Origin of the sequence: Streptomyces sp. YGL11-2, from assembly GCF_050054615.1 — a bacterium.
In the GTDB taxonomy this organism is placed as follows: Bacteria; Actinomycetota; Actinomycetes; order Streptomycetales; family Streptomycetaceae; genus Streptomyces.
The window spans coordinates 102,340-110,831 of the sequence record NZ_JBNHIN010000015.1; the positions used below are offsets into that span (position 1 = coordinate 102,340).

5 protein-coding genes are annotated in these 8,492 nt (G+C 74.2%); 2 read left to right on the forward strand and 3 right to left on the reverse strand.

The window, feature by feature from the left end; all coding sequences use genetic code 11:
• On the reverse strand, nt 1-1,467 hold a 1,467-nt coding region (locus ACO1BR_RS19035; protein WP_426796261.1), incomplete at its 3' end, for a M1 family metallopeptidase.
• Between the two features lie 169 nt (nt 1,468-1,636).
• Between ACO1BR_RS19035 and ACO1BR_RS19040 the strand changes: the two genes are divergently transcribed.
• Complete coding sequence (locus ACO1BR_RS19040) at nt 1,637-3,523, forward strand: Xaa-Pro dipeptidyl-peptidase (RefSeq protein WP_426796328.1); 1,887 nt, start codon at nt 1,637-1,639, stop codon at nt 3,521-3,523.
• 190 nt (nt 3,524-3,713) lie between these two features.
• Here ACO1BR_RS19040 and ACO1BR_RS19045 read toward each other — a convergent pair whose 3' ends face one another.
• Nucleotides 3,714-4,748 (reverse strand): FAD-dependent oxidoreductase, encoded by a 1,035-nt coding sequence (locus tag ACO1BR_RS19045; RefSeq protein WP_426796262.1) that lies wholly within the window; start codon nt 4,746-4,748, stop codon nt 3,714-3,716.
• Between the two features lie 150 nt (nt 4,749-4,898).
• Between ACO1BR_RS19045 and ACO1BR_RS19050 the strand changes: the two genes are divergently transcribed.
• Nucleotides 4,899-6,842 (forward strand): FUSC family protein, encoded by a 1,944-nt coding sequence (locus tag ACO1BR_RS19050; protein WP_426796263.1) that lies wholly within the window; start codon nt 4,899-4,901, stop codon nt 6,840-6,842.
• A 21-nt stretch (nt 6,843-6,863) separates the two neighbouring features.
• On the opposite strand, the gene ACO1BR_RS19055 is transcribed toward ACO1BR_RS19050, so the two are convergent.
• A complete protein-coding gene (locus ACO1BR_RS19055; RefSeq protein ID WP_426796264.1) occupies nt 6,864-8,063 on the reverse strand; it encodes a Cmx/CmrA family chloramphenicol efflux MFS transporter in 1,200 nt (399 codons plus the stop codon).
• Between the last annotated feature and the right edge of the window lie 429 nt (nt 8,064-8,492).

An 8,492-nucleotide genomic window follows, 5' to 3' on the forward strand; every position in this document is an offset into this window, starting at 1 on the left:
GTGGGTGGCCGCGATCTGCTTCCAGGACTTGGGCTGGGCGACGAGGCCGGAGGCGGCGAACGCCCGTGCACCCGCGCCCGCCGCGGGCTTGGACGGCTGGAACAGCCAGGTGTGGAAGAAGTCGGCCAGCGGCCTGCCGGACTTCTTCTCGGCGAACGCCACGAAGTCCGCGACCGAGGCGTTGCCGTACTTGTTCTCCGTCGGCCAGGACTTGAGGATGCCGAAGAAGACCTTGTCGCCGACCTTGTTGCGGAGCGCTTGGATGGCCAGCGCACCGCGGTCGTAGACGGCCGTGTCGAACTGCTTGTCCGCGCCCGGGTCACCCGGCTTGACCGTCCAGAACGGGTCGTTCGCCGGGTGCTGGGCGTAGACGTAGTCCGCGAGCTGCTGCGCGGTGCCCTCGCCCTCCTTCTCCGACCACAGCCACTGACTGTAGGCGGCGAAGCCCTCGTTGATCCAGATGTCCTTCCAGTCCTTGAGCGAGACGCTGTCGCCGTACCACTGGTGAGCCAGCTCGTGCACCACGACCGAGACGTTGGTCCCCTTGTCGAAGGCCGCCTTGCCGTAGAACGGGCGGGTCTGGGTCTCCAACGCGTAGTGCGCCGGGACGTTCGGGACGTAGCCGCCGACCGAGTTGAACGGGTACGGGCCGAAGATGCTCTCCAGCCACTCGGTGACCTCGGTGGTGCGCTCGATGCTCGCCCGCGCCGACCCCAGGTTCGCGCCGAGGTCCGGGCTGACCGCGTTGATCACCGGCAGGCCGTCGGTGGTCCGGTCCGTGGTGATGTCGAACTTGCCGATGGCCAGCGTCGTCAGATACGTCGCCTGCGGCTTGTCCGAGCGCCAGTTGTAGCGCGTCCAGCCGAGCTTGGAGGTCTGCGAGGCCAGCACGCCGTTGCTGAGCGCCTGGGTGCCGTCCGGGACCGCGATGGAGATGTCGTACGTCGCCTTGTCGCTGGGGTGGTCGTTGCTCGGGAACCACCACACGGCAGAGTCCGGCTCCTGGGCCACCACCCCGCCGTCGGGCGTACGGGCCCAGGCGGTGAAGCCGTCGATCTTCAGCTCCGAGGGCTTGCCCGCGTAGCGGACGACCACGCTGATGTCCTTGCCCTTCTCCAGCGGCGTGGCCGGAGTGACCTCCAGCTCGTGCTTGCCGGAGGTGGCGAAGGTGGCCTTCTTGCCGTTCACCCGGATCTCGCCGACCTTGAGGCCGAAGTCCAGGTTGAAGCGGGAGAGGTCCTGGGTGGTCTTGGCGAGGAGCGTCGCCGTGCCCTCCAACAGGTCCGTCTTCGGCTGGTACTTGAGCCGCAGGTCGTAGTGGGAGACGCGGTACCCGCCGTTGCCGCTGTAGGGGTAGTAGCTGTCGCCCACACCCGGGGCGCCCGGCGTGAAGTCAGCGGCTGATGCCGGGATCGCCAGCAGCAGGCTGAGCGCGGCAGCGCCCGGGACCAGGAGTCTGTGACGCACGAGTCCTCCAACTCGTAGGGGAGGTGGATCCCTTCGGACCTTATGTACTCATCCGGGAAACGTCATGTCCATGGCCTCACCTGACACATGACCGACATCTGGTCGACACGGACCTCGGAAAACCCCCTTCTGCACGGGAGTTGACCCGCGCTACCGTCCGCCCGTGACGATACGTACGGGAATTCCCCACATCCCCTGGAAATCGCTCGTGGTGGCGATCACCCTCGCCCTCTTCGCGCTGCTCATCGCCCCGCACCCGGCAGGTGCGGCCCCCTCCTCCGGCGAGAGCGGCCCCGTCTACTCCTACGACCACGCGATCCGCGAATCGGTCTGGGTGGACACCCGGCTCGACGGCGACGGAGACGGGCACGCCGACCGGGTCGCCGTCGACATCATGCGCCCCTCCGAACCCGCCCGCCAGGGCCACCGGATACCGGTGATCATGGACGCGAGCCCCTACTACTCCTGCTGCGGGCGCGGCAACGAGAGCCAGAAGAAGACCTACGACGCCCAGGGCCGCCCGGTCCAGTTCCCGCTCTTCTACGACAACTACTTCGTGCCCCGCGGCTATGCGGTCGTCCTCGTCGACCTGGCCGGAACCAATCGCTCCGACGGCTGTGTCGACGTCGGCGGGCGCTCCGACATCCAGTCCGCCAAGGCCGTGGTCGACTGGCTCAACGGCCGCGGACGCGCCTACACCGCCCGCACCGGCGGCAAACCCGTCGCCGCCGGATGGTCCAACGGCAGCACCGGCATGATCGGCAAGAGCTGGGACGCCACCATCGCCAACGGCGTCGCGGCCACCGGAGTCCCCGGCCTGAAGACCATCGTCCCGATCTCCGGCATCTCCTCCTGGTACGACTACTACTTCGCCAAGGGTGCCCCTCTCTACAACTCCGGCCCCGACCAACTGGCCCACGAGGTCGAGAGCCCCGGCGCGCAGCAACACTGCGCCGCCGTACAGAAGAAGCTGGTCGACGGCGCCCCGCGCAACGGCGACTGGACCGGCCTGTGGACCGAGCGGGACTACGTCCGCAACGCGGGCAAGGTCCGCGCCAGCGTCTTCCTCGTCCACGGGATGCAGGACCTCAACGTCCGCACCAAGCACTTCGGCCAGTGGTGGGACGCGCTCGCCCGGCACGGCGTCCAGCGCAAGATCTGGCTCTCCCAGACCGGCCATGTCGACCCCTTCGACTACCGCCGCGCGGACTGGGTGCACACCCTGCACCAGTGGTTCGACCACTACCTGATGGGTTACGACAACGGGATCGAGCGCGCCCCGATGGCCGACATCGAGCGGGCGCCCGACACCTGGTCGACGGATGCGCGCTGGCCGGCGGCCGGCACCGCGTCCGTCGTCCTGCACCCCCGCAACGGGACCACCGCGGGCGTCGGCGTCCTGGGCGCCCAGCCCGCGCCGAAGGGGGCGACCGCCTCCGTCACCGACGACCCCAAGCAGAGCGAGACGGACTGGGCCGCCCACATCGACCAGGCGACGCCCGCGAAGGTCGGGTTCACCACCGGGCCGCTGACCGCACCGCTGCGGCTGTCGGGCTCCGGCACGGTGACCGTCACCGCCACCCCCAGCACCTCCTCGGCCCATCTCTCCGCCGTCCTGGTCGACCTCGGTCCGGCCACCCTGCGCAACTACGCGGCCGACGGCGAGGGCATCGTCACCCTCGACAAGCGCACCTGCTGGGGCGCCGGCAACAAGGGCGACACCGGCTGCTTCAAGGAGACCGCCGCCGATGTCGAGAAGGCCGGCTACACGGTCTTCAGCCGCGGTTGGGCCGACCTCGGCCACTGGGCCGATCCCGGCAAGGGGCGCCCGCTGACCCCCGGCAAGCCGTACACCATCACCCTCGACCTGGCCGCCACCGACCACATCGTGCCCGCCGGGCACCGGCTCGCGCTGATCGTGGCCGGTACCGACGCCGGACTGATCGACCCGCCCGCGTCCCACCCGCGGCTCACCCTCGACCTGTCCCGCACCGCGGCGCGGCTCCCGCTGACCGGCGGGGTGCCGGCCACCGCGCACGCGATCCCCACCCCGTGACCGAGATTCCCACCCCGTGACCGCCATCCCCACCCCGTGACCGAAGGGAGGCACCCCTCGTGACGGCGCCCGCACCGGCGCCGAGACGGCCGGCCCGGCGCCCTGCGACAGGCGCCGGGCCGGCTGCCGTCCCGCCGAGGCAGCCGCGGCGGGCGACGGTACGGCCGCTGCCCGGCGGACGGGCCCGCCGTCAGCCCGGTGCCGGGACGCCGACGGGCTCCTGAGCGGCGCCGCCCGCCCGCACCAGCCGCAGCACCTCGTCCGCACACCCCCACGCCACGGTCACCCCCGCGCCCCCGTGCCCGTAGTTGTGGACGCACCGCGTCCCGTCCGGCAGCCGTTCCGCGGCCAGCCGCACCGCCGGACGGGCCGGGCGCAGCCCCACCCGGTGGGCCAGGACCCGGGCCCGGGCCAGCGCGGGGAAGAACCGTGCGCAGCGCGCCACGATCGCCTCCGCCACCGCCGGGTCCGGTTCCCGCGACCAGGCGTTCTCGCGCGCCGTACCGCCCAGGACCACCCCGAAGGGCTGCGGCAGGACGTAGGCGGTCTCGGCCGCCGCGGAGTCCGCGGTCGCCAGCCAGGTGTCGATGCCGGGGTTCTCCGCGATCACCAACTGCCCCTGCACCGGGTGCACCTGCGGATCCGGGACGAGCTCGCGGGCACCCAGACCGGAGCAGTTCACGACCGTGCCGGCGCCCCGGCCAGCCTCCGCCAGCGACGCGACCGCGCGGCGCTCCACGACCCCGCCGGCCGCCGCCAACCGCCGCTCCAGATACCGGAGATGGGTCGGCATGTCCACGAGCGGGGTGCGCGCCCGCCGGCCGGAACCGTACCCCTCGGGCAGCTCGTCGGGGCGCGCGGGCCGCATCCCGGGGACCGCGTCGTACCAGGCGGCGAGGCCGTCCGGGCCCGGGTCGGCGGCAATTTCCGCCATGGTGCCGGCCACCATGCGCGCACCGGTCTCCGCCGGCCGCTCCGCCAGCCCGGCGAGCACCTCGAAGGAGCGCAGCGACCACCGCACCGCGTCCTCGTACGGCTGGATCAGGTAGGGCCAGCACAGCGCCCCGGCCACCGCCGACGTCGTGTCGCCGGCCGCGTCGCGGGTCAGCAGCCGCACCCGGTACCCGTTCTCGGCCAGCACGACCGCCGAGGTCAGGCCGATCACCCCGCCGCCGACCACACACACCCCGGCGTTCCCGGCGGTGTCCGCCATGCTCTTCGCCATCTGCGCGCCCTCCCGTGATCTTCGGGTAACCCTCCGGCAGCGGCCCGGACAGACTCGGACCTTACGCTGGTGGCAGCACCGTCGGCCGATGACGCCCCTCGGATCCCGCCACCCGTATCCGCGTACCCACGCCATCGCCCGAGGAGACCCATGCCCCGCGCCCAGCGCGCCGTGCCCGCCTGGCTCGCCCACCCCTTCCGCTGGCAGCGGCTGCCCGTGCCGTGGCCGGCGGTCGTCCGGGGCGCGCTCTGCGCGGGGCCGCTGCTCGCCGCGGGGATCGCGACCGGGCACCCGGCGCCCGGTGTGCTCGCCGCGCTCGGCTCCATGCTGGCCGGCGTCAACGACCGCCCCGGGACCCGGCGCACCGGCGTCGTCCACATCGGACTGCCCGCGCTGGCCGCGGCGTTCGGGATGCTGCTGGGCGGCTCGCTGCGGGCGGTCGACGCCGGCTGGTGGCTGGTGCCGGCGCTCTGCGCGGTCGGGTTCGTCTCCGGGGCGGTCAGCGTCACCGGGCCGGTGCGCTCCACCGCCGGCATGCAGATGCTGGCCGCCACCGTGCTCGGCGCGGGCATGCCGCTGCCCGGCGCGCCCTGGGCGAAGGCGCTGTATGTCCTCGCCGGCTGCCTCTGGCTGCTCCTGCTGCGGCTGGTCCTGCGCACTCCGCGTCCGGCGGGCGGCGCGCTGCGCGGCGAGCGGGCGGCGGTCGCCGCGGTCTTCGACGCGCTCGCCGACGCCCTGGCGGCGGTCGGCGGACCCGGTGCGGAGCCCGCCCGGCGCCGGCTCACCGCCGCCCTGGACCGCGCCGACGAGACACTGCGACTGCGCCGCCTCACCAGCCGGCTGCTGCGCCGGCCCGCCCGTACGGAAGAGCTGCTGCTGGCCGAACGCCTCGCCGCGGCCACCGCGCTGTGCGAGGCCAGCGTCGCGCTGCTGTGGGAGGCCCGCCCGCTGCCGTCGCGGGTCGCGGAAAGCCCCCGGCGGTTCGCCGAGGCGCTGCGCACCGGGCGCCCGCCGGGCCGGCTGTCCGCCCCGGAGAACAGTTCCGCGGCGCGTGGGGCCTTCGACCACGCCCTGCTGGACGCCGCGGTCGCCTTCGCACGCGAACGGCCCCTGCCGCGGCCGTCGTTCGCGGCACCGGCCACGGGGACCGCGGCGGGCGCCGCGCTCGGCCCCGCCGGGCGGGACTACGGGCTGCGGGTCGCCGTCTGCATCGGCGCCAGCGCCGCCGTCGCCCTGCTGCTGCGCGCCGACCACTGGTACTGGCTCCCCACGACCGTCACCTTCCTCGTCAAGCCGGACCTGGGCCCGCTGTTCTCCCGCACGGTGAACCGCTTCACCGGCACCGCGGGCGGCGTACTGGTCTTCGCCGGGGCCGGACTGCTGCTCTCGGGGAGTTGGTGGCCCGCGCTGGTGGCCGGGGCGGGCGGCGCGCTACTGCCGTTCGCCACCCGGCACTTCGCCCTCCAGACCGGCGCGATCACCCTCATGGTGCTGTCGTTCGTCTACGCCGGCGGCGCCCGGCAGGCTCCCGCCGAACGGATCGTGGACACCGCCATCGCCTGCGCGATCGTCCTCGTCGTCGGTCATCTGCCCCGGCTCGCGGACCCGCGCCGCCGGGTCGGCCAGCGGGTCACCGCGGCCCTGCGCGCCACCGAACGCTTCCTCCGCCACGTCCTCGCGCCCCGCCCGGACGGCGACCCCGCCGACCCCACCGAGCGGCTGGCGCTGCGCCGGGCCGCCTACCGGGCGCTGGCCGAGGCGCGGGCGGCTGCGGAGACCGCCGCGGCCGAGCTGCGCCCCGCCCGCGACCGGGTGCCCGACTGGCTGACCGTCATCGCCGCCGCCGAACGCATCGTCGACGCCGCCACCGCCTGCGCCGTACGCCTCGACCACGGCGCCCGCCGCCCCGACCCCGGCGAAGCCGAACGGCTCTGCCATGCCCTGGCCGCCATGGCCGGAGCCCTGGAGGACCCGCGCCGCCACCGCGCCACCGGCACCCCGCCGCCCGCGCTGGGGCCGGTCCCCGACTGCGCGACCCTCACCGACGTGGCCGCCGAACTGGAGCGGTTGCGGGAGTACGCGGGGGCGGTGTGACGCTGTCCCGCCGGGTGACCGCTAGCCCGCCGTCGCGGGGAGCCGACGGCCGCGGGCGGCGGCGCGGCGTACCGCCTCCGCCACCCCGTCGGCGACCAGCGCCAGCGCCACCAGCAGGGCGCTGACCCACAGCGGAGCGCGGTAGCCGAGCCCGGCGGCCAGCGGGATGCCGCCGCACCACGGGCCGATCGCGGCACCCACGTTGAGCGAGGCCGTCGCGAACCCGCCGCCCAGGGTGGGTGCCCCGGCCGCCGCGTAGAGCACCTGGGAGATCAGGGTGGCGCCGACGGCGAAGGAGAGCGCGCCCTGAACGAGGACCAGCACGACGGTGGCCACCGCGTTCCCGGCCGTGAGCGCGAAGAGCACCCAGCCCAGGAGCAGGGCCACCCCGCCGGTCAGCAGCAGCTGCCGGGGCCGGGCGTCCGCCAGCCGTCCGCCGGCGGTGACACCGGCGAACGAGCCCATCCCGAACAGCGCCAGCGCGGCCGGCACCCCGGCGGCGCCGAACCCGGTGACCTGCGTGACCAGTGGCGCGAGGTAGGTGAAGGTGCAGAAGGTCGCGCCGTTGACGAGGGCGCACAGCAGCAGGGTCACCAGCAGCCGCGGGCCGCGCAGCGCACGCAGCTCACGGCGCGCACGCGGGGTGGCACCGGCACCAGCCGCGAGGGAGACGGCGGCGCCGCCCGGCACCGACCGCAGAACCGCGAACACCGCCGGCAGCGACACCAGCGCCACCGCCCAGAACGCCGCGCGCCAGCCCCACTGCTGCCCCAGCACGGCGCCCGCCGGAACGCCCGCGACGCAGGCGAGGGTGGTGCCGCCCAGCAGGACGGAGGTGGCCCGGCCCTTGGCGTCCGGTGCCACCAGGCCGGCCGCGGTCGCCAGCGCCACCGCCAGGAACCCGGCGTTGGCCAGCGCCGCCACCACCCGGCTGGCGAGCAGCACCCCGAAGCTGGTGGTGACCGCGCCCAGGACATGGACGAGAAGGAACGTCGTCAGGAAGGCCAGCAGCGCGCGCCGCCGCGACCAGCGCAGGCTCAGCAGCGCCATCAGCGGCGCCCCGACGATCATCCCGACCGCGAACGCCGAGGTCAGCGAGCCCGCGACCGGGATCGACACCTGCATGTCACGCGCGATGTCCGGCATCAGCCCGGACAGCATGAACTCGGATGTGCCCTGCGCGAACACCGCCAGCGCGAGCACGTACAGAACGAATGGCATCACTCAACTCCGCAACCACACCACGGGTCGGCACGGACCGGTACGGCGCCTTCGACAGGGGCGCCGACACGGGTCGGGAGGGACCGGTACAACCGGCACGGCCGACGGGGAAGCGGCAGCCCCGGCTACCGCATGACAAGACCTGCCGTACGGGCGGCGATCCGGTGGCGGGGGAGAGAACCTCGGCGCGCGAGCGGGCACAACGGGCCGGAGCGGCACGTCGGTCCGACGAGGCGCGGCACCACAGGGGCCGCGCGGCGGCAACGCGAGGAGCCACCGGGCGGCGCCCGGTGGCTAGCGTCTTGAGGACTCGGGGCTGGACATGATCCGCAGGCTAACCGAGCCGGACATCCGCCGTCCACGCAATTGCGCACGCCCCGGCCCGAGTTGCCGAACAGAGCGGGCGGCGGCGGGAAACCTCCCGCCGCC

Coding starts and splice junctions, on each gene's coding strand:
- ACO1BR_RS19045 (WP_426796262.1), bottom strand. CDS start 4,748: ATGGCGAAGAGCATGGCGGACACCGCCGGGAACGCCGGGGTGTGTGTG.
- ACO1BR_RS19050 (WP_426796263.1), top strand. CDS start 4,899: ATGCCCCGCGCCCAGCGCGCCGTGCCCGCCTGGCTCGCCCACCCCTTC.
- ACO1BR_RS19055 (WP_426796264.1), bottom strand. CDS start 8,063: ATGCCATTCGTTCTGTACGTGCTCGCGCTGGCGGTGTTCGCGCAGGGC.